A 19,249-nucleotide genomic window follows, 5' to 3' on the forward strand; every position below is an offset into this window, starting at 1 on the left:
ACATGCACCATGCCTACCTCCCCTCTGCACCGCCAGGCCCACTGGATCGCCCTCGCCACCCTCTGCGCCAGCGCCTTCGTGGGCCAGGGCGCACTGGCCCAGGAAGCCAGCGACAGCTGGAAGTTCAGCGCCGGCCTGGGCCTGATGACCCAGCCCAAATACCCGGGCAGCGCTGACAACAAAACCTCGCTGCTGCCCATGCTCAGCGCCAACTACGGCCGCTACTTCATCGGCGGCTTGCCGGGTGCGGGCGTGCCGGCGGGTGTGGGCGCCTTCCTGGTGCAGGACACGCGCTGGCGCGTCGGCGTCGGCCTGGGCCTGAACCTGGACAAGCCGCGCAAAGAATCCGACTCGGCACGCCTGCAGGGCATGGGCGACATCGATGCCACCGCCCTGGGCTCGGTGTTCGCCAGCTACAGCGACAGCTGGTGGAAGGTGGGCGGCAATGTGGTCACCGACCTGGGCGGCAAAGACCAGGGCACGCGCGTCTCCATCGACCTGGAGGCCCGGTACAGCCCGATGGACCGGCTGCAGCTGACCGCCGGCCCCGGCCTCACCTGGGCCGACAGCAAATACACGCAAACCTTCTTTGGCGTGGACGCTGCGCAGAGCGCCCGCTCGGGCCTGCCGGGCTACACAGCCAAGTCGGGCATCAACGCGGTGAGCTTCAACATCGGCGCCAACTACCAGCTGACTTCGCAGTGGGGCCTGGGTGCACGCTTCACCGCCAGCAGCCTGCGCGGCGACGCGGCCGACAGCCCGATCACCGAAAAGAAGTCGCAAAACAGCTTTGGCGTGTTTGCCAACTACCGCTTCTGATTGCTACTTAAATAATAGCTGCCTGCGCAATATCTACCTGCGCCAGGCAGTGTATTCACTAAGCAACCGAGTGGACACAAATGATTGACACTCGCCCCGTACCATCGGGCTTTACATTGCGGCACCCAGCCCAGCCGCCCCGAACGACCATGCTGTCACCTCCTTTATTTTCCGGTCGCTCTGGCCTGGCGCTGCTGCTCTGCGCTGTGCTGTCGGGCTGCGCCGCCGTAGGCCCGACCTACCGGGCGCCGGCCTCCGAGCAACTGTCCATACCCAAGCAATGGCAGGCTGCCCTGCCGCATGCGGGCGACACCCAGCAGTTGCTGGCCTGGTGGGACCGCTTCAACGACCCCGCACTCACGCGCCTGCTGCAGGCCGCCGAGGCCAGCAATCCGTCGCTGCAAAAAGCCAGCGCCAACATCGCCTCGGCCCGCGCCAGCGTCACCACCGCGCGCGCCTCCGGCCAGCCCACGCTGAGCGGATCGGCCTCGGCCAGCCGCAACAACACCCTGGGCAGTGCCCAAACCACGAGCACTGGCGGGCTGGATGCGAGCTGGGAGATCGACCTGTTCGGCAGCGTACGCCGTTCCGCCGAGTCGGCCGACGCCACGCTGCAGGCCCGCCAGGCCGACTGGCACGATGCGCGCGTTTCGCTGGCCGCCGAGGTGGCCACCGACTACGTGACCTACCGCGCCTGCCAGCTGACCCTGCAGGCCAGCCAGGCCGACGCCCGCTCCAGCCAGACCACGGCCGACGTCACCCGGCGCTCGCTGCAGGCCGGCATGACAGCGCGCGCCGATGCCGACCTGGCCGATGCCAGCGCCGCCAGCGCTTCGGCCACGGCCATCGCCCAGCAGGCCGAGTGCGACATCACCGTCAAGGCCCTGGTGGCGCTCACCGGTCTGGCCGAGCCCGCGCTGCGCCAGCAACTCGACAGCCAAGCTGCGCAACTGCCTGCGCCCACCGGCTTCCTGGTCAACAGCTTGCCGGTCGATCTGCTCAGCCAGCGGCCCGACCTGGTGTCGGCCGAGCGCGCACTGGCCGCGGCCAGCGCCCAGATCGGCGTGGCCGAGGCCGACCGCTATCCGCGCCTGTCACTCAGCGGTTCGCTGTCCGGCAGCCGCAGCGCCGGGGTCAACACCACGCCCTGGTCGTTCGGCCCCAGCCTGTCGCTACCGCTGTTGAACGGTGGCGCCAAGCGCGCCGCGGTGGACAGCGCGCAGGCCGCCTACGACCTGGCGCTGGCCAGCTACCAGCAGGCCGTGCGTACAGCGGTGCAAGAGGTCGAGCAAAGCCTGGTGCGGCAAGACAGCGCCGAGCGCCGCACCGCCGATGTGCAGCGCAGCGCCGCTGGCTACCGCAGCTATGCCACCGCCGTGGAAGCCAATTGGCGCGCCGGTGGCGACAGCCTGCTGAACCTGGAACTCGCCCGGCGCAATGCCATTGCCGCCGAGCAAACCCTCATCACCGTGCAGCGCGACCAGCTGCTGTACGGCATCGCCTTGTACAAAGCCGTGGGCGGCGGCTGGACCGTATCGACAGGAGACACGCCATGACCTTCACCCGCAACCGTATTCTTGCTGTGGCCGCCGCCGTTCTGCTGCTGGCCGGCGGCGCCTGGATGCTGAAATCGCGCGCTGCACCCGCCACCGCCGTGCCACCCACCGCCAATGCCGGCCTGTCGGTCAGCGCCGTGCAGCCGCAGCAGGCCAACTGGGGCCGCAGCCTGCAGCTCTCGGGCGGCCTGTTTGCCTGGCAAACGGCGACCATCGCCAGCGAAGAAGCCGGCCTGCGCCTGACCGAGGTGCTGGTCGACGTGGGCAGCGTGGTCAAGCGCGGCCAGCTGCTGGCCCGATTGGCCGACAACACCATCATGGCCGACCTGCGCGCGCAAGACGCGGCTGTGGCCCAGGCCCGCGCCAAGTTGGCCCAGGCCAAGGCCGAAGCCGACCGCAGCCGCGCCGTGAAGGACAGCGGCGCCCTGTCGGAGCAGCAAGTCACCTCGTATGTGATCGCCGAGCAGACCGCCCAGGCTAGCCTGGACTCCGCGCTGGCGACCATGGAGGCGCAGCGCATCAAACTGGCCCATACCCGCATCCTGGCAGTGGACGACGGCGTGATCTCCAGCCGCAGCGCCACCCTGGGCAATGTGGTGGCCTCTGGCACCGAGCTGTTCCAGCTGGTGCGCCAGCGTCGCGTTGAATGGCGTGCCGAAATCACCGGCAAGCAGCTGAGCGCACTCAAGCCCGGCCAGACCGCCAAGATCACCCTGCCCGATGGCCAGCAGCTCAGCGGCCGGCTGCGCCTGGTCGGCCCCACCTTGGACAGCAGCACCCGCAACGGCCTGGCGTACATCGACCTGCCCGTGGGTAGTGCGGCCAGCCCCGGCATGTATGTGCGCGGCGAGATCGATACCGGCCAGGCGCCGGCCCTCACCGTGCCCAGCAGCGCGGTGGTGCAACGCGACGGCAACAGCTATGTGTTCGAAAAAGACGGCGCCAACAAGGTGGCCCAGCGCCAGGTGCAAACCGGGCGCCGCCAGGGCGATCTGGTGGAGATCACCAGCGGCATCGGTGCCCAAGCCCAGTTGGTGCGCAGCGGCGGTGCTTTCCTGAAGGACGGCGACCCGGTGCAGTGGACTGCTGAAGCGACACCCGCTGCTGCGTCCAGCACCAGCAAGGCCACGCCATGAACTTGTCGAGCTGGTCGATACGCAACCCCGTCCCGGCGATCCTGCTGTTCATCATCCTCACCGCGGCCGGGCTGTTCAGCCTGCACAAGCTGGGGGTGCAGAACTTTCCCGACCTGGATGTGCCGACCATCCAGGTGTCGGCCACGCTGGAAGGCGCGGCCCCGGCCCAGCTGGAAACCGAGGTAGCCCGCAAGATCGAGGACAAGCTGGCCTCGGTGACCGGACTGGACCACATCACCACCACCATCACCGACGGCTCGGCCGTCATCAGCGTCAGCTTTGACATCGACAAGGACAGCGAGGTAGCGCTGAACGAGGTGCGCAATGCCGTCGACGGCGCGCGTGCCGACCTGCCCACCGAGATGGCTGCACCCGTGGTGTCCAAGGTCACGCGCGGCTCGGCGGCGCTGCTGACCTATACCGTGGCCGCGCCGCACCTCAGCGAGTCCGACCTGTCCTGGTTTGTCGACAACGACATCAACAAGGCCTTGCTGTCGGCCAAGGGCGTGGGCGCAGTCAACCGCGTCGGCGGCGTCGAACGCGAAATGCATGTGACCCTGGACCCGGCGCTGATGGCCGGCCTGGGCGTGACGGCCAGCAGCGTGTCCAGCCAGATCAAGGCGGTGCAGACCGACGCCTCGGGCGGCCGCGGCACCCTGGGTGGCAGCAACCAGTCGGTGCGCACCCTAGGCCGGCTCGACCAGCCCGAGCAGCTGGCCGGCCTGGCCATCCCGGTCACCACCGCCGCTGCTACCCAGACCAGCGTGCGACTGGACCAGATTGCCACCGTCAGCGACACCGCCGAAGAGCGCTTTGCCTATGCGGCGCTGAACGGCAAGCCGGTGGTCGGCTTCCAGGTGACGCGGCAGATCGGCAGCAGCGAGGTGTCGGTAGCGGCCGCGGTGCGCGCGGCGGTCAAGACCTTCAGCGCCAACCACCCGCAGGTGCAGATCACCGAGGTGATCGAAACCGTGAGCCCCACGCAGGACAACTACGACGGCTCCATGCACCTGCTGTACGAGGGCGCGATCCTGGCGGTGGTGGTGGTCTGGCTGTTCCTGCGCGACTGGCGCGCGACCTTTGTGTCGGCCGTGGCGCTGCCGCTGTCCATCATCCCGACCTTCATCGTGATGTACCTGCTCGGCTATTCGCTGAACCTGATCACCCTGCTCAGCCTGTCGCTGGTGGTGGGGGTGCTGGTAGACGATGCCATCGTCGAGGTGGAGAACATCGTGCGCCACCTGCGCATGGGCAAGACGCCGATGCAGGCCGCGCTGGAAGCCGCCGACGAGATCGGCCTGGCGGTGGTGGCCACCACCTTCACCCTGGTGGCGGTGTTCCTGCCCACCGCCTTCATGGGCGGCATACCGGGCAAGTTCTTCCGGCAGTTCGGCATCACCTCGTCGGTGGCGGTGCTGGCATCGCTGCTGGTGGCGCGGCTGCTGACGCCGATGATGGCGGCCTACATCCTCAAGCCCAGCCCGGCGCACGTGGAGCAAGACGGCCCGCTGATGCGCCGCTACCTGGCCATGGTGCACTGGTGCCAGACGCACCGGCGCAGCACCATGCTGATGGCCGGGCTGTTCTTCATAGGCTCGATCAGCCTGGTGCCGCTGCTGTCCACCTCGTTCATCAGTGCGTCGGACACCGCGCAGACCACGATTTCGCTCAAGCTGCAGCCCGGCAGCACGCTGGCGCAGACCCGTGCCAGCGCCGCCCAGGCCCAGGCATTGATCAAGCAGCTGCCCGAGGTGACCCAGGTGTTCACCGTGATCGGCGACGCCAGCAGCGACGCCAGCAGCAGCACGGTGAACGAGGCCTCGCTGACCGTCAGCCTGACGCCGCGCGGCACGCGGGCCCGCTCGCAGTCCGACGTGGAAGCCGCCATCCGCCACAGCCTGGGCGTGCTGCCCGGCACCCGCGTCGGCGTGATGGGCACGGGCAACGGCCAGTCGCTCGACGTCACCCTGGCCAGCGACGACGCGCTGGCACTGAACCAGGCCACGGCTGCGGTGATCAAGGACTTGCGTACGCTGCAAGGCATAGGCAACATCACCGACAGCTCCAGCCTGCAGCGCCCCGAAATCCATGTGCGGCCCGACCCGGTGCGCATGGCCGAGCAGGGCGTGACCACCGACACCCTGGCCAGCGTGGTCCGCGTGGCTACCTACGGCGACTACGCCACCAGCCTTGCCAAGTTCAACCTGCCGCAGCGGCAGATCCCGATCCGCGTGCGCTTTGACGATAGCACCCGCTCCGACCTGGAAGCACTGGGCCAGCTGCGCGTAGCCGGCCGTACCGGCGCCGTGCCGCTGGACGCCGTGGCCGACCTGTCGCTGGGCGCTGGCCCGTCGCAGGTGGCCCGGCTCGACCGCATGCGCAATGTGACCCTGAGCATCGAACTCGGCAGCCTGAGCACCGGCGAAGTCGACAAGATGGTGAAGGCGCTGCCGTCGATCCAGAACCTGCCCAGCGGCGTGCAGCAGATCGCCACTGGCGACGCCCAGCGCATGGCCGAGCTGTTCACCAGCTTTGGCGGCGCGATGCTGATCGGCATTCTGTGCATCTACGCGGTGCTGGTACTGCTGTTCCACGACTTCATGCAGCCCGCCACCATCCTGGCCGCCCTGCCCTTGTCGATTGGCGGCGCGCTGATGGCGCTGCTGATCACCGGCAGCGGCTTCTCGATGTCGTCGGTGATCGGCCTGCTGATGCTGATGGGCATCGTCACCAAGAACTCGATCCTGCTGGTCGAGTACGCGGTGGTCGCCTACCACCAGCAGGGCATGGGCCGCTACGAAGCACTTGTCGACGCCTGCCACAAACGCGCCCAGCCCATCCTGATGACCACCATCGCCATGGTCGCCGGCATGCTGCCTATCGCCCTGGGCTGGGGCACCGATTCCAGCTTCCGCGGCCCGATGGCGGTAGTGGTGATCGGCGGCCTGGTCACCTCCACGGTGCTGAGCCTGCTGGTGATCCCGGTGGTGTTTACCTATGTCGACGATCTGCTGCTGTGGATGCGCAAGCATTTGAAACGGCGCGGACATAGCGCTATATAAATAGTAGCTTCTTGCGCAGTATTTATCTGCGCTAGCGGTCGATTTGGCTTAAATTTATTCTTGTGGATGCCACGGGGCGATGCCGGACAACCGGGCTCGCGCTCTAGGCGCGATGGGGTGCTTTGCACCCCCGATCCCGATCCCCGGGGTCCCCCTCTGGTTGCGCCGAGGAGCACAGCTTTGGGCGGATCAGGGCTGGCGTTGTTTGAGCCGCAGGCGAGTTTAGCCAGACCCCGCTCAAAGCGAGCACCGCAGGTTTCCCAGCGCGATCGCGCTGGGACGCAGACAGTGGGGGTAGCCTTTTCTTTGGTTACTTTCTTGTGGCCACGCAAAAGAAAGTGACTGCGCCGCCGGGCGCACACCCCGGCCAGCGGCGCACATAAAACACCGCAACTCACCCCCTGAACCGCACCAACCGCAACCCATTCGCCACCACCAACAAACTAGCCCCCACATCGGCAAACACCGCCATCCACATTGTTCCCTGGCCAGTCAGCGTCAAGACCAGAAACACTGCCTTGATGCCCAGCGCCAGCACGATGTTCTGCACCAGCAGCGCATGGGTTTTGCGCGACAGGCGGACGAAGCGTGGCAGCTTGCGCAGGTCATCGTCCATCAAGGCCACGTCGGCGGTTTCTATGGCCGTGCCGGTGCCGGCCGCGCCCATGGCGAAGCCGATGTCGGCGCGGGCCAGGGCCGGCGCATCGTTGATGCCGTCACCCACCATGCCGACTGCGCTGCCCTGGCCCAGCTTGCTTTCAATCGCCTTCAGCTTGTCTTCGGGCAGCAGATCGCCACGGGCTTCGTCGATGCCAACCTGCTCGGCAATGGCCTTGGCCGTGTGGACGTTGTCGCCGGTCAGCATGATGGTCTTGATGCCGAGCGCATGGAGTTCTGCAATCGCCTGGCGACTGCTGTCCTTGACGGTATCGGCCACTGCGAACAGGCCCATAACGCCCTTTTCAACGCCTTTTTCAGCGCCGTTGTCGGCGTCGGCCCGGGCCAACAGGATGACGGTTTTGCCCTGCTTTTCCAATGCCGACAAACGCGCTTCCAGAGCGTCGGAGCACAGGCCCAGCTCATGGACCAGGCGGTGGTTGCCCAGGTAGTACAGATTCCCGTCGATCAGCCCTTTGGTGCCGCGTCCGGGCAGCGCCTCGAAAGCCTCCACCGTGCGCAAGGGAACGGCATCCCGTTGGGCGGCTTCGGCCACGGCGCGGGATACCGGGTGGTCCGAGCGGCTGGCCAGGCTGGCTGCAAGGCTGCGTACTTCGGCATCCACCCCGCCATTCAGCACCGCAAAATCCGTCTGCGCGGGCTTGCCGTGGGTGATGGTGCCGGTCTTGTCCAGCGCCAGCCAGACCAGCTTGCGCCCTTCTTCCAGGTACACACCGCCCTTGACCAAGATGCCCATGCGGGCCGCCGCCGCCAGGCCGCTGACGATGGTGACGGGGGTAGAGATCACCAGCGCACAAGGGCAGGCAATCACCAGCAAGACCAAGGCCTTGTAGACCCAGGTGAACCAGTCGCCGCCCATCAGCAGCGGCGGCAAGATGGCAACTGCCACGGCAACCGCAAATACCACCGGGGTATAGACCTGGGCAAACTTGTCCACAAAGCGCTGCGTCGGTGCGCGCGCGCCTTGCGCCTCTCCCACCGCATGGATGATGCGCGCCAGCGTACTGTCCCCCGCAGTAGCCGTCACCAGATACTCGAACGAACCCGATGCGTTGATGGTGCCGGCAAACACCGTGTCGCCCTCCGCCTTTTCCACCGGCAGGCTTTCACCGGTGATGGGGGCCTGGTCGATGGTGGAGCGGCCGCTGACGATCCTGCCGTCCAGTGCGATGCGCTCGCCGGGCTTGATGCGCACGCGCGCGCCCAAGGCCACGCTCTTGGCCGCCACATCGCTCCAGCGGCCATCGGCCTGCTGGACGGTAGCGCGCTCGGGCGCCAGCTGCAGCAGGCCCTGGATGGCGTTGCGAGCGCGGTCCAGCGACTTGGCCTCGATCAGCTCGGCCACGGTGAACAGCACCATCACCATCGCGGCTTCGGGCCACTGGCCGAGGATGAGCGCACCGGTGACGGCAATGCTCATCAGCGCATTGATATTGAGGTTGCCATTGCGCACCGCGATCCAGCCTTTTTTATAGGTGGTGGTACCGCAGGCCAGCACCGCCACCAGCGCCAGCACGGCCGCCACCCAGCCGGGCAGCCCGGCCCAATGTGCGGCTTCGGAAGCCACGGCCGCCGCACCAGCCAGGGCCAGCGGCCACCAGGGCTTGGCGGGCTCGGGCGTGGGCGCGGCATGGGCCGCGGCGCTGTTGGCGATCTCAGGCGTAAAGCCGAGGGAGCGCACCGCCTGCAGGATGGGTTCGATGGCGCTGGGCTCGTGCGTCACAGTCAGTACGCGCTCCATCAGGTTGAAATCCATGCCCGCCACACCGTCCATGCCGGTCAGCTTCTTGCGCAGCAGGGCTTCTTCGGTCGGGCAATCCATCTGCAGGATACGGATCGGGGTTTGCATGCCCTGGGCGCTGGAGACTGGTGCAGCCGGCATGGCCAGCGACACCGCGCTGGGCGCGCAGCAAGCGCCGCCACCGTGGGCATGGCCGTGCTCGTGTTCCGAGTGGCCATGGTCATGGTGCTCATGGGCGTGGTCGTGCTTGGCAGGGGTGGACATAGGGGCTTTCAGAGAACTTGCAAGGATTACACAACCTGAAGCTACTATAGAGTCAACCGGTTTCTGGAGTACCCATATGAAAATTGGTGAATTGGCCCAGGTCGCGCAATGCACGGTAGAGACGGTGCGCTACTACGAGAAAGAAGGCCTGCTGCCCGCCCCGGCCCGCACGGCGGGCAACTTCCGGGTTTACGGGCCCGAGCATCTGGAGCGCCTGCGCTTCATCCGCAACTGCCGCGCGCTAGACATGAGCCAGGAAGAAATCCACACCCTGCTGCGCCTGGCTGACCAGCCGGCCGACGGCTGCGGCGCCATCAACGCGGTGTTCGACCAGCACATCGCCCATGTGGACGAGCGCATCCGCGAGCTGGTGCACCTGAAGGAACAACTCGGCAGCCTGCGCCAGCGCTGTTCCAGCGAGCAGGCGGTGGATGCCTGCGGCATCCTGCAAGGCCTGGCGGCCATGGAAACCGAGGAGCGGCCCGAGCGGCACACCCACCTGGGCTGACGCACGCGTTCCGGGGTTTGACGTCGCTTGCCGGGCGCCGCAGAATCATTGGCTGCTTTGGGAGCCGCTTATGTTCAGCCTGCACCACCGCACGACTCTGGGCTACCTCGGCAGCCGCCCCGCGCTATACACGGTGTTGGCGCAGGCGCGGGGCGACGAACTCAGCCCGCTGCAGGCCCGGTTTTCAGATACGCCGACCCGTACATCGGCAGCCTGAATCCAACCGCAATACACAAGGACAAGACCAAGGACAACTTGGCCCACGCTTAGAGCCCGTACCGCCAGGAGGCACCTGGTCTTCTACACAACAGAGACCCGCATGCCTGGCCCCCACCACTGGCTGCAACAGTAACGCTGGCATGCTGCGCGCCGCCGGTCTGGCCGATGTCAGCCTGGCCGACTGGAATGCCGTGGCGGCGGCAACGCCTACGTGAATTAATCCCCCAAATTGGGAATTAAACAGGAAGTTACTAGATAGAAACCTCCATAGGCCGGCAGTCCAACGCACGCTACCCTTGTAAACATTCGTAACCGTGCAAGCGCCCAAGCCATAAAAGTCTGACGCCATACGATAAGTTTTACTGAACGAGCACACAAAAAATATAAGCAACTGGAGAGCAATATTGTCGTATGAACCCCGGCCCATTGACTGCATAACAAACAACTCTTGGGCTTACAGCTTAATTAACAGCGTCGCCTTTCACCCCAGTGAGGATTTATTTTGCGCGGCGTTTTCATCGGTTGATCAATTGATTAACTTCAAGGTTGACAAATTCGGACAAGCACGCGTTATCCAGGTTATCAAGCACCCCACTGCACTTCTCCGTGCACCACAGCATGTGGTTTTCTCGCCAGATGGGAAAAAAATCATTGTGATTAATTGGAGCAGCACAACATTCACTATTTACCAGCGCGGAGAAGATGAACTTTATGCGTCGCTTCCGATTGCTTGCATCCCATTTCCTGCTCCCTTGGCGACCTTGAGGCCCCATGGCATGGATATTTCGCCATCTGGTAAATTTTTAACCGTGGCTTTCGGTTGGATAAATACCCACCAAAAAGCCGTCGGCCTTTTCAGCTTTGATGGAGAAGGCCCAGCGATTCGCCTTCTTGACTGGATACCAGACGAGAACTTGCCGGGTGTTCCGAAAGGAATTGCATTTTCTCCGGACGAGACTTGTTTGCTCGTCACCTATTCAGATCTGAATTGCATCTGTATTTACGATTTTGACCGCCAGACAGGTCGCATCAATCCTATTCCCACACAGACTTTCGAGGGCGAAGCAACCCGTTTGGCCAGACCGGAGGATATCAAGGTGTCGCGCGATGGGAACAGCATCACCGTATCGAACAGCGAAGCAGATTACGTCACGTCGTATTCTTTTGATTGCACAAATAACCGCATCACGGAAAAACGACCAACCCAGGCACTCGAGAATCCTGATGCACACATGCGGTTTCCACACGGCATCGCATATTCGCCCAATGGTGCTCTGCTGGTCGTGAGCCAATTTGGCCCACTTCCGGTGACCAGCAATGGCGATATTGTTTTTGGCAGAAAAACTCCGCGCAGACAGGCCAAAATTAATATCTACCGGCACCAGCACTCCCTTCCGGCTTTAAAGAGCTCCCATTGGAGACGGTCCTGGTCGTCGCTGATGCGGTTGATAGGCCCCAGATAGGCATCGCCCGCCTTCCAGTGCGTCGTGGCGGGCTCCATACGCTGTCTGTTTAGACCGTATGCAAAAAATCAGGCCTGGGTAGCCTGGAGATCCAACAAGTTGCGGCTGGCGGCAAGGCATTGGCGAGACCAGTCGGCGGGAGGTATCTGCGCCATACGCTGCAGATGCACCACCTCCACGCTGACAGGCAGGTCATTCGGCAGAGCAGAAAACAAGGCTTGCAAGCCGATGCCGCCCTCACCCGGTTGCAGGCGCTCACAGCGCGCGGTGTGAACCATTTCTTCCACCGTGAAAGCCCGACCCACCGGAGTCCATTGGGCACGGGTAGGCGCATCGCACACTTGTGCGTAGTGCAGCAGATCGCGCGGCAAGGCGCGGATGTCGTCCAGCGTGGTGCCGGAGCGATCGAAATGCAGGGCATCCACCAGAATGCCCGCGCTGGCCGGGCGGCCCGCGGCCAGGACAATGCGCAGCGCGGCATTGGCATCGGGCACGGCCGTCCATGGCATGAACTCCAGGTCAGCGGTCAGGCCGTAGGGCTGCACCAGTTCGCACAGGCGGGCATACGCCTCGGTCAGACGTGGCTCGTCGGTATCGTCCCCTGCGACCAGCAAGGCCCGGGCTTTGAGCGCAGCGCCGGCCTCCAACAACGGCAGGTAGATGCGAGGGTCAAAGCCCGCTCCAATACGGATGATTTCCAAATCGAACACGCCCACGCCGGTGTCGCGCTGCACCGCCAGGGTTTCGCGCAGCACCGCGGGCTGGCCGATCAGAAACTGCTGCGGTGCACCTGCCACGTTGGGCCATAGGCGCAAGCCCACGTCGCTATAGCCCAACGCGGCGGCCTGGCGTATGGCCTGCGGCGGCGTCAGGGCGCAAGCGGTGAGGTAGGCCTGGGAATAAAGCCGTGGCATCGGGTTCTCCGGGCTTTTATTTGAGAGGCGATACCGCGGTGGGCAGCGCGATGGTGGAGACCATATTCGTCGTCAAATGCGCCGGCCCGCCCTTGGGCGGCCAGATGCCCTGGGCCACGGCGTCGGCGCGGGCCTTGCTGCGCGCGTCCAGCGTGGGGTAGGACCAGATGTTGGTGAAGCGCAGCGGGCCGTCCAGCGCGACCATAGCCACCACGCAGGGCGACAGCGCTTCGCGGGGCGGCACGTACTGCTCCCAAAGGTCAATCGTGGCCTGCACGCCGCCGGTCTTGATGCCGTAGGTGCGGATCTCGTAGACCGGGCCGCTGATGCCGGACTCGGCAGACGGCCGCACCGGCTTCATCCACGGAAAGCCCTGGTAGCTGTGCTGTTCCAGGCTTTGGAAGATGCTGCCGCAGCCGAACGGGTCGGCGCTCTTTTGCGTGCGGGCGCGCTCGGCCTGCAGCGCGCCCAGGTCGGCAAAGCCGCGCAACACGATCATCTGATTCAGCTGACCGATGTCAGTGAACCAGCAGCCCAGCAGCTCGCCGCCGGCTTCGGGCGCGGTGGTGAATACCTGGACGTTGGCGGCGGCCTGTCCGGCGGTGCCGAACGGCAGGGTCATGGTGGCGAGTTCGTAGTACATAAAAATCCTTGTTTGCTATTGAATTAAGAGCTACTTGCGCAGGTGATATATGCGCTGGAGGCCGATTTTTTATAAATCCACCCCGGCGGCGTGGTGCGCCGCAATAAAGCCGAAAGTCATGGCCGGACCCAGCGTAATGCCGCCGCTGGGGTAGGTGCCGCCCATCACGCTGTGCATGTCATTGCCGCCCGCATACAAGCCGGGAATGGTCTGACCCTGCGCGTTCAGCACCTGGGCGCTGGCGTTGGTGCGCAGGCCGGCGAAGGTGCCCAGGCTGCCGGGCACGACGCGCACGGCATAGAACGGGGCTTGCACCAGCGACGCCATGCAGGGGTTCGGCCGACCGCATTCGGCATCGCCCTGGACCCTGTTGTACGGGGTTTCTCCCTTGGCGAAGTCGGTATCGACACCGTCCAGCGCCAGTTGGTTGTAGCGCTCTACCGTGGCCTGCAAGGCCGGACCGTCGATGCCACAGGCCTGCGCCAGATCGGCCAGCGTATTGCCGCGTTGCAGGTAGCCATTACGCAGCATCGCACCCATGGGCATCGGTGCCGGCTTCACCGCGCCCAGGCCGTAGTGGCGGATGAAGGCGTGGTCGCAAACCAGCCAGGCCTGTACTGGTGCACCGGCCGGCGTGGCAGCCAGCATGCCGCGCACGAAGTCGTAGTAGGAATCGGCTTCGTTGGTGAAGCGCTGGCCGTTCGCCATTACCGCGATCAGACCCGGCTTGGCGCGCTCAATCAGGTGCGGAAAATGGTTGAAGCTGCCGTCTTTTTGCGGCACCAGCGATACCGGCGCCAATGCCGCGGCCTGCACCGCGTCGCGTGCCACCTGGCCGCCGGCCGACTCACCCAGGCGCAGGCCGTCGCCGGTATTGCCACGCGATGCGGCCGACCAATGTTCGTGCCCCAGCAGTTCCTGCTTGCGCGCCGCATCATGCGGAAAGCCGCCGCAGGCCAGCACCACCCCGCGGCGGGCACGGATATCCTGGCCATGCACCACGGCACCGACGACCCTGCCCTTCTCGTTCAGCAGGCTCTGCGCCGCGCTACTGGTGCGTATTTCCACACCCTTGGCAAAAGCCGATGCCGCCAGCCCGGCGACCAGCGCGTTGCCGTTGACCAGGCGCATGCCGCGCCGGTAGCGCAGCAGGTCGAAAAAATGGCGCAGCACCAATTTGCTGACGCACCAGAGCGAGGCCGGCTTGCGCAGCGCGCTGAAGAAATGCCGCAGCTCAGCACCCGACGCTATGCCCATGCCCCACAGCGTGGTCTCGGGCAGTGGCGGCTTCAGTTGGGCGATATGCGCCCCCAGGCGCCGGCCATCAAACGGCGCGGCGCAGATCGAGCGGCCACCCTGCGCCGCATGCGGATTCCGGCCATGGAAATCGGGCACGCGGTTGCCGTCTGTGAACTGCAGCGCGGTATTTTTGCGGAAGAAATCCACCATGCGCGGGCCCTGCTGCAAAAACGCCTGGACCCGCTCTGCGTCGAACTGCGTGCCCAGTTCCTGGCGCAGATAGGCCGTGGGTTCAGCAATGTCCTCCTGGATGCCGGCCTCGGTCGCCAGCGGATTGCGCGGCACCCACATCCAGCCGCCCGACCAGGCGGTGGTGCCACCGTACTGGGCTTCTTTTTCCACCACCAAAACCTTCAACCCCAGGTGGGCGGCGGTGGCGGCGGCAGCCAAGCCGCCGGCACCCGAGCCGATCACCAGCAGGTCGAAAGTTTCCGCAGCGGACATGGCTCAAGCCGCGTAGATCTTCTTTAAACCGGCGGCGGCATTGGCGCGCGGCTGGTTGAAGAACGGCGATGCGCCACTGGCGGCGGCCAGCTGCGCGGCCAGCGACACCAGGTCGGCGCCCAGAGCCTGCATGCGCTCCGGTGTGAAGCGGGCAGAAGGGCCGGCGATGCTGATGGTGCCCAAAGCGGGCTGGCCCACCAGGCGCACCGGCGCGGCCATGGCGTTCAGGCCGGGGGTGTAGGTTTCTAGCGTCAGGCTGTAGCCGCGTTCGCGCGTGGCCTGCACCTGCAGCATCACCTCTTGCAGGGTCTTGGGCGCGTTGGGGCCGAATTCTTCCACCGGGCCGACGCCCTGTTGGGCCACCAGGGCCAGCGCCGCGTCGTCCTCCATGGTGGACAGCCAGGCCAGGCCGGACGACGAGCAAGAGATGCGCGCATCGCTGCCCATGTCCGGGTCGTAGCGCAGGCCCTGGCGTGCGCCCTGGGCACGCGCCACCCAGGTCAGGCGGTTGCCGTCCACCACGGCCAGGCGCACCAGCTCGCCAGAGATTTCGGCCAGGCGGTCGAGCAGCGGCTGGGCAATGTCGACGATGCCGGTGTGGCTGAGAAAGCTCAGGCCCATGGACACCAGCTTCGTCGTCAGCAGGTAGTCGCCGTGGTCGCGGGTTTGTCGCACATAGCCGCAGCGCACCAGGTCGGCCAGCAGTCGGTGCACCGCGCTGCGCGGGATGTCGAGCTGGTCGGCAATGGCGGCCAGCTCCAGCCCGCCACCGTGCTGGGACAGCAGCTCCAGGATGCCCAAGGTTCTTTCCAACACACCATTCATGCAGCTTACTCCGTCGGTTCAATGGCAGGCATCTTAACAAAATCAGAACTTAATTCAATAGTTGAATAGTATTCCATTTTTACTTATGATCGCCACATTGACCAGACCGACGGAGAACTTCAGCATGTCAGAACCTTTGAGCGGCGCCACCCGCGTGCATTTCATCGTGGGCGACCCGATCGCCCAGGTGAAATCACCCGCCGGCGTAAGCCAGGCCTTCCACGACAAGGGCCACAACGCCTATGTGATGCCGGCCCATGTGGCACCGGCCCAGCTGGCCGCCTGGTTGGCCGGCGTGTCGCTGGCGCAAAACGTGGACGGCGTCATCGTCACCGTGCCGCACAAGTTCGCCTGCCATGATTTGTGCGCCAGCACCTCGGACCGCGCAGCCTTCTTGCACATCGTCAACACCATGCGCCGCAACCCCGACGGCAGTTGGCACGGCGACATGTTTGACGGCCTGGGTTTTGTATCTGCCATGCAGGACAACGGCTGCCAACCCGCCGGCAAGAAGGCCTTGCTGGTGGGTGCCGGCGGTGCCGGCTCGGCGATTGCCCACGCCCTGGTGGTGGCGGGCGTGAGCAGCCTGGCCATCCATGACCCCGACGCGGCCCGCCGCAGCACCCTGGTGGACCGCTTGGCTGGCCTGGGCAAATGCCCGGTCACACACGGTTCGGCCGACCCCACCGGCTTTGACATCGTGCTCAACGCCAGCCCGGTCGGCATGCAGGCCAGCGACCCGATTCCGGTGGATGCCGACAAGCTGCAAGCCGCGATGTTCGTCGGCTGCGTGATCACCGCGCCGGCCATCACGCCGCTAATCGCCGCCGCCCGCGCCAAGGGCTGCCAGACCATGACCGGCGCCCACATGTTCGGCCGCGTGCGCGACCTGATGGTGGACTTCCTCTTGGAGAAATAGCATGCAGCTTCTGCCATCCCTGGCAGCTTTGACCGAATCCTCTGCCTTCGACCTGGTGGTCGTGGGGGCCGGCGGCGCAGGCATGGCGGCGGCTTTGTTTGCGGCGATTGCGGGCCAGAAGGTGCTGCTGGTGGAGCGCACCGAATATGTGGGCGGCACAACGGCCTGGTCGGGCGGCACGACCTGGATTCCGGGCACGCGGCATGCGGCTGGCGTCAACCCGCAGGACACGCTGGCCGACGCCAAACGCTACCTCGACAATGCCGTGGGTGAACACAGCCCGGCGGCATTGCGCCAGGCCTTTCTGGACCACGGTGCGGAGGCGGTGGAGCTGCTGGAAAACCGCAGCGAGGTGCACTACCGCGCCTACCCCAAGCACCCCGATTACATCTCTGACCTGGGCGGCTCCACCCTGAATGGTCGGGCGCTGGAGCCGCTGCCGTTTGACGGCCGTCTGCTGGGCAATCTGTTCGCGCTGATCCGCCCGCCCATCCCCGAGTTCACCGTGCTCGGCGGCATGATGGTGGACCGCACCGACATCAACCACCTGCTGGCGCTGGGTAAGTCGTTCCGCTCGTTCCAGCATGCGGCCAAGTTGCTGGCGCGCCACGCGTTGGACCGGCTGCGCCACCCACGCGGCACGCGGCTGGTGATGGGCAACGCCCTGGTCGGGCGGCTGCTGGTTTCGCTGTCGCAACATCCTAATGTGACGTTGGCGATGAACACCTCGGTCAAGCGCATCCAGCGCGACACGACCGGCATCCGGGCCGTGACGCTGGTGCAGGATGGCCAGCACCGCAGTGTTGCCGTGACCCAAGGCCTGGTGCTGGCCAGCGGCGGCTTCAACCGGCATCCGCAACTGCGCCAGGATCTGCTGCCCGGCATCCCGGCTGACTGGAACCCGGCCGCACCCGGCCACACCGGCGAAGCCCATGGCCTGGCGCAGAACATCGGCGCGCACTATGGGCAGGGCGGCCTGAGCCCGGCCTTCTGGGCACCGGTATCCAAGCGCCAGCGCCAGGATGGCAGCACGGCCGTGTTCCCGCATTTCATGATGGACCGCGCCAAGCCCGGCATGCTGACAGTGAACCAGGCGGGTCAGCGCTTCGTCAACGAGAGCACCTCCTACCACTTGTTCGCGCTAGCCCTGCAACAGACGGGCAATCTGCCCGCCTACCTGGTCTGCGACGCCGTGGCGCTGCGCAAATACGGCATCGGCATGGTGCGCCCCGGCGGCAAGGGCCTGGAGCCCTTCCTCGCCGATGGTTACCTGACCCAGGCCGACACACTGGACGCGCTGGCGCAGCAACTGGGCATAGACGCCCCCGGCCTGCGGAGCAGCGTGGCGCAGATCAACGCCTATGCCGAAACTGGCGTGGACCCGGACTTCCAGCGCGGCAGCACCGCCTATTCCCAGAACATGGGCGACCCCGCCGCTGGCGGCAAGAACCCCAACCTGGGGCCATTACGCCAGGCGCCGTTCTACGCGGTGCGGCTGTATCCGGGCGATATCGGCGCGGCCACCGGTTTCGCCACCAATGCCGACGCCCAGGTGCTGGGCGAGGACAACACCCCCATCCCCGGCCTGTACGCGGTGGGCAACGACATGCACAGCATCATGGGCGGGGTCTACACCGCGCCCGGCATTACCCTGGGGCCGGGCGTGGTATTTGCCTATCTGGCGGCGCGCCACGCCGCTGCGCGCAACAACCTCTGAGGCGCCGCGGGGTACATGGCGAAACCTTGGAGATGCACAAAGCGGCAAACCGTGCTACCGTAAAAACTCTGCGCCAAACCCTGGCGTGTACGAGCAAAGGTGACAGGATGCCCCGGCCCGCTCTCTACAGCAGTTCTCGCCACGCCCGCCCCCAGCCGGCGGCGGTGCCCGTAGCGGATGCAGCTGCGCCCCTGCCTGCTGCGTCGGCCACGCCAGCATCTGTATCCACACCCCCTGCCGCTATTTCCAAACACAGCCTGCGCGCGCTCTGGACCGCCATCGTGGTGCTTACCGCTCTGCTGCTGACCAGCCTGTGGCTGCACCAGCGCCCAGCGGCCCGCAAGCTCACGCAGGACGACATCGACGCCGCCGTGCTGCGTACCCTGGAAACCAACACCTTGCCTTCCGCCGCTGCCCGCGCAGTCGAAACCGTCGCGCCCTCGGTAGTGCGCGTGGTGGGCTATTCCGGCAGCAAAACCGGCAGCAAGGAAGTAGGCCGCAGCGTAGGCACCGGGGTGGTGATCGTTGACAAAGGCATCATCCTGACCAATCTGCATGTGGTGCAAGGCGCGGAGCGCATCACCATCACCTTCCACGACGGACTGGAGACCACGGCCAGCGTTACTGGCATGCAGCCCGAGAACGACCTGGCCGTGCTGCAAGCCCACAAGGTGCCCGACGACCTGCAGGCGGCGGCCCTGCGCTCCACGCAGGACTTGCGGCCGGGCGACCAGGTGGTGGCCATCGGCTTTCCGTTTGGCATCGGGCCGTCGGCATCGGCCGGCGTGGTATCGGGCCTGAAGCGCGAATTCACCTCACCCGAAGGCAAGCAGCAGATGAGCAATCTGGTCCAGTTCGATGCCGCGGCCAATTCGGGCAACTCGGGCGGCCCCCTGGTCACCATGGATGGCGAGGTGGTGGGCATCGTCACCGCCATCCTGAACCCCACACCGGCCCGCACCTTCATCGGTATCGGCTTTGCCGTACCCATAGAGAACGCGGCATCCGCGGTCGGCATGTCACCTTTCTGAGTTCGCCTATC

The 19,249-nt window shown here is 65.6% G+C and carries 15 protein-coding genes; 10 read left to right on the forward strand and 5 right to left on the reverse strand.

The genetic code is table 11. From position 1 onward, the window contains the following. Positions 1-9 precede the first annotated feature (9 nt). The 4 genes from BLT66_RS12595 to BLT66_RS12610 all read left to right on the forward strand — a co-directional run bounded on the left by BLT66_RS12595 (position 10) and on the right by BLT66_RS12610 (position 6,573). Positions 10-819 carry a MipA/OmpV family protein gene (locus BLT66_RS12595; protein WP_092758063.1) on the forward strand — a complete coding sequence of 270 codons (810 nt, stop codon included), beginning with the start codon at positions 10-12 and terminating at the stop codon, positions 817-819. A 149-nt stretch (positions 820-968) separates the two neighbouring features. Continuing rightward, entirely contained in the window at positions 969-2,375 is a 1,407-nt protein-coding gene (locus BLT66_RS12600; RefSeq protein ID WP_092758064.1) for an efflux transporter outer membrane subunit, read from the forward strand. Then, entirely contained in the window at positions 2,372-3,511 is a 1,140-nt protein-coding gene (locus BLT66_RS12605; protein ID WP_092758065.1) for an efflux RND transporter periplasmic adaptor subunit, read from the forward strand. The genes BLT66_RS12600 and BLT66_RS12605 overlap by 4 nt, the downstream gene beginning before the upstream one ends. Then, complete coding sequence (locus BLT66_RS12610; protein WP_092758066.1) at positions 3,508-6,573, forward strand: efflux RND transporter permease subunit; 3,066 nt, start codon at positions 3,508-3,510, stop codon at positions 6,571-6,573. Before BLT66_RS12605 ends, BLT66_RS12610 begins: the two co-directional genes overlap by 4 nt. 394 nt (positions 6,574-6,967) lie before the next feature. Here the strand turns inward: BLT66_RS12610 and BLT66_RS12615 are convergent, their stop codons facing one another. After that, positions 6,968-9,256: a heavy metal translocating P-type ATPase gene (locus BLT66_RS12615; RefSeq protein ID WP_092758067.1), complete on the reverse strand. Its 2,289-nt coding sequence runs from the start codon at positions 9,254-9,256 to the stop codon at positions 6,968-6,970. A gap of 76 nt (positions 9,257-9,332) precedes the next feature. Between BLT66_RS12615 and cadR the strand changes: the two genes are divergently transcribed. The 3 genes from cadR (at position 9,333) to BLT66_RS12625 (ending at position 11,446) form a co-directional block, all read left to right on the forward strand. Beyond that, positions 9,333-9,764 carry a Cd(II)/Pb(II)-responsive transcriptional regulator gene (cadR, locus tag BLT66_RS12620; protein WP_092758068.1) on the forward strand — a complete coding sequence of 144 codons (432 nt, stop codon included), beginning with the start codon at positions 9,333-9,335 and terminating at the stop codon, positions 9,762-9,764. A gap of 70 nt (positions 9,765-9,834) precedes the next feature. Further along, positions 9,835-9,981, forward strand: coding sequence for a hypothetical protein (locus BLT66_RS26795; protein ID WP_176955043.1), 147 nt, complete (start codon positions 9,835-9,837; stop codon positions 9,979-9,981). A gap of 406 nt (positions 9,982-10,387) precedes the next feature. Continuing rightward, complete coding sequence (locus BLT66_RS12625; RefSeq protein ID WP_176955044.1) at positions 10,388-11,446, forward strand: beta-propeller fold lactonase family protein; 1,059 nt, start codon at positions 10,388-10,390, stop codon at positions 11,444-11,446. Positions 11,447-11,514: 68 nt separating this feature from the next. On the opposite strand, the gene BLT66_RS12630 is transcribed toward BLT66_RS12625, so the two are convergent. The 4 genes from BLT66_RS12630 to BLT66_RS12645 all read right to left on the reverse strand — a co-directional run bounded on the left by BLT66_RS12630 (position 11,515) and on the right by BLT66_RS12645 (position 15,571). Next, positions 11,515-12,360, reverse strand: coding sequence for a sugar phosphate isomerase/epimerase family protein (locus BLT66_RS12630; protein ID WP_092758070.1), 846 nt, complete (start codon positions 12,358-12,360; stop codon positions 11,515-11,517). A 16-nt stretch (positions 12,361-12,376) separates the two neighbouring features. Then, positions 12,377-13,003: an NIPSNAP family protein gene (locus BLT66_RS12635; RefSeq protein WP_092758071.1), complete on the reverse strand. Its 627-nt coding sequence runs from the start codon at positions 13,001-13,003 to the stop codon at positions 12,377-12,379. A gap of 69 nt (positions 13,004-13,072) precedes the next feature. Beyond that, entirely contained in the window at positions 13,073-14,746 is a 1,674-nt protein-coding gene (locus tag BLT66_RS12640) for an FAD-dependent oxidoreductase (RefSeq protein ID WP_092758072.1), read from the reverse strand. Between the two features lie 3 nt (positions 14,747-14,749). Further along, entirely contained in the window at positions 14,750-15,571 is an 822-nt protein-coding gene (locus BLT66_RS12645; protein WP_092758073.1) for an IclR family transcriptional regulator, read from the reverse strand. 124 nt (positions 15,572-15,695) lie between these two features. Between BLT66_RS12645 and BLT66_RS12650 the strand changes: the two genes are divergently transcribed. From BLT66_RS12650 to BLT66_RS12660, 3 genes are all read left to right on the forward strand, one after another. Then, positions 15,696-16,490: a shikimate dehydrogenase family protein gene (locus tag BLT66_RS12650; protein ID WP_092758442.1), complete on the forward strand. Its 795-nt coding sequence runs from the start codon at positions 15,696-15,698 to the stop codon at positions 16,488-16,490. Between the two features lies 1 nt (position 16,491). Continuing rightward, positions 16,492-18,207, forward strand: coding sequence for an FAD-dependent oxidoreductase (locus tag BLT66_RS12655; RefSeq protein ID WP_092758074.1), 1,716 nt, complete (start codon positions 16,492-16,494; stop codon positions 18,205-18,207). A 107-nt stretch (positions 18,208-18,314) separates the two neighbouring features. Then, on the forward strand, positions 18,315-19,238 hold the full coding sequence (locus BLT66_RS12660) for a S1C family serine protease (RefSeq protein ID WP_092758075.1): 924 nt from the start codon (positions 18,315-18,317) through the stop codon (positions 19,236-19,238). Positions 19,239-19,249 lie beyond the last annotated feature (11 nt).

It is taken from the genome of Rhodoferax sp. OV413, assembly GCF_900104385.1.
Classification (GTDB): domain Bacteria; phylum Pseudomonadota; class Gammaproteobacteria; order Burkholderiales; family Burkholderiaceae_C; genus Rhodoferax_B.

Excerpts from the sequence above, each read along its gene's own strand:
- BLT66_RS12645 (WP_092758073.1), bottom strand. The coding sequence starts at position 15,571 with ATGAATGGTGTGTTGGAAAGAACCTTGGGCATCCTGGAGCTGCTGTCC.
- BLT66_RS12660 (WP_092758075.1), top strand. The coding sequence starts at position 18,315 with ATGCCCCGGCCCGCTCTCTACAGCAGTTCTCGCCACGCCCGCCCCCAG.
- BLT66_RS12635 (WP_092758071.1), bottom strand. The coding sequence starts at position 13,003 with ATGTACTACGAACTCGCCACCATGACCCTGCCGTTCGGCACCGCCGGA.
- cadR (WP_092758068.1), top strand. The coding sequence starts at position 9,333 with ATGAAAATTGGTGAATTGGCCCAGGTCGCGCAATGCACGGTAGAGACG.
- BLT66_RS12650 (WP_092758442.1), top strand. The coding sequence starts at position 15,696 with ATGTCAGAACCTTTGAGCGGCGCCACCCGCGTGCATTTCATCGTGGGC.
- BLT66_RS12630 (WP_092758070.1), bottom strand. The coding sequence starts at position 12,360 with ATGCCACGGCTTTATTCCCAGGCCTACCTCACCGCTTGCGCCCTGACG.
- BLT66_RS12610 (WP_092758066.1), top strand. The coding sequence starts at position 3,508 with ATGAACTTGTCGAGCTGGTCGATACGCAACCCCGTCCCGGCGATCCTG.
- BLT66_RS26795 (WP_176955043.1), top strand. The coding sequence starts at position 9,835 with ATGTTCAGCCTGCACCACCGCACGACTCTGGGCTACCTCGGCAGCCGC.
- BLT66_RS12600 (WP_092758064.1), top strand. The coding sequence starts at position 969 with ATGCTGTCACCTCCTTTATTTTCCGGTCGCTCTGGCCTGGCGCTGCTG.
- BLT66_RS12595 (WP_092758063.1), top strand. The coding sequence starts at position 10 with ATGCCTACCTCCCCTCTGCACCGCCAGGCCCACTGGATCGCCCTCGCC.
- BLT66_RS12655 (WP_092758074.1), top strand. The coding sequence starts at position 16,492 with ATGCAGCTTCTGCCATCCCTGGCAGCTTTGACCGAATCCTCTGCCTTC.
- BLT66_RS12615 (WP_092758067.1), bottom strand. The coding sequence starts at position 9,256 with ATGTCCACCCCTGCCAAGCACGACCACGCCCATGAGCACCATGACCAT.
- BLT66_RS12640 (WP_092758072.1), bottom strand. The coding sequence starts at position 14,746 with ATGTCCGCTGCGGAAACTTTCGACCTGCTGGTGATCGGCTCGGGTGCC.
- BLT66_RS12605 (WP_092758065.1), top strand. The coding sequence starts at position 2,372 with ATGACCTTCACCCGCAACCGTATTCTTGCTGTGGCCGCCGCCGTTCTG.